The sequence below is a fragment of the Cupriavidus sp. GW823-FHT06D04 genome, assembly GCF_058795055.1.
On sequence record NZ_JBXAHL010000108.1, the window covers coordinates 1 to 1232 of the forward strand.

The window sequence follows — 1232 nt, forward strand, 5'->3', positions numbered from 1 at the left end:
GCGAGATCATGAGCAAACGTCTTAAGCGAGCAGTCTTTCTGGAGCATTTTGCTAATCGCGAACCTTGCTTAATCGGCATGGAAGCCTGCGGCGGCTCGCAGCACTGGGCGCGGCGCCTTGTCGCAATGGGGCACCAAGTCAAGCTGATGCCCGCCAAATTCGTCAAGGCCTTCAACATTGGCAACAAGAACGACCCGGCCGATGCGCGTGCAATCTGGCTAGCGGTGCAGCAGCCCGGAAAGTCGGTGGCCGTGAAAACTGAAGGGCAGCAGGCCGTGCTGGCACTGCACCGCATGCGGCAACAACTGGTCAAGTTCCGCACGATGCAGATCAACAATCTGCGAGGTCTGCTGACTGAGTATGGCGAAGTGATGGGCCTGGGCCGCACTGCGCTAGACAAGGCGATGCCCCTTGTGCTGGCACGGGTCGCCGATCGCTTGCCGGCCGTGCTAATCGACACGCTGCGAGAGCAGTGGAACGGTCTGGGGAAGCTCGACGAGCAGATCGCCGGGATCGAGCGACGGCTGCGACAATGGATGCGAGAGGATAAGGCTGTCAAGGCGATTATCGACATCCCCGGCATCGGCGTGCTGACAGCGACCGCAGCCGTGGCAACGATGGGAGACCCCAAGTCATTCAGATCGGGGCGCGAGTTTGCAGCTTGGCTCGGTTTGGTACCCAGACAAACGGGTTCCGGCGGCAAGGTGCTCTTGCTGGGGATCAGTAAGAGAGGGGATACGTATCTGCGCACGCTGTTGATTCACGGCGCTCGCGGTGTGTTGTACAACGCGAAGGATCCCGGGCAATGGGTCGAGCGCATCGGAAAACGACGACCACCGAACGTTGTACTCGTAGCCTTGGCCAACAAGATGGCTCGCACAATTTGGGCGATCCTTGCCCATGATCGGCACTACGAGAAGGATTTCGTAAGCGTGAAACCCACATGAAGGGCGTGCGCCGAGCGGAACACATTAACCGTCTGCATCGGGAGGGACATGTCGAAGCGGTTGCGTTGGCGATTGAGTGTGATGACTAATCAGGTCGGACCGTGACTTGCTAAACCTGTATATGACAAAGAGCTTCGAGCTCTTACGGGAAATGAGGTGCGAGTCAGCGAATTTCATCGGGGCCCGCAGCCTATCAGGGCTGCAATCAGGTCGGATATAAAGCCGCAACCCAACCTAGTCAGGTCAGAGCGCACAAAAACCTCGCAAACGGGAGGCGTTCATATA

General features: G+C 58.2%; 1 protein-coding gene. It reads left to right on the top strand.

The features are described 5' to 3' along the window. Nucleotides 1-947: IS110 family RNA-guided transposase (locus AC1Q7H_RS39770; RefSeq protein WP_492316804.1), on the top strand; the 947-nt coding region annotated here is incomplete at its 5' end. Nucleotides 948-1232 lie beyond the last annotated feature (285 nt).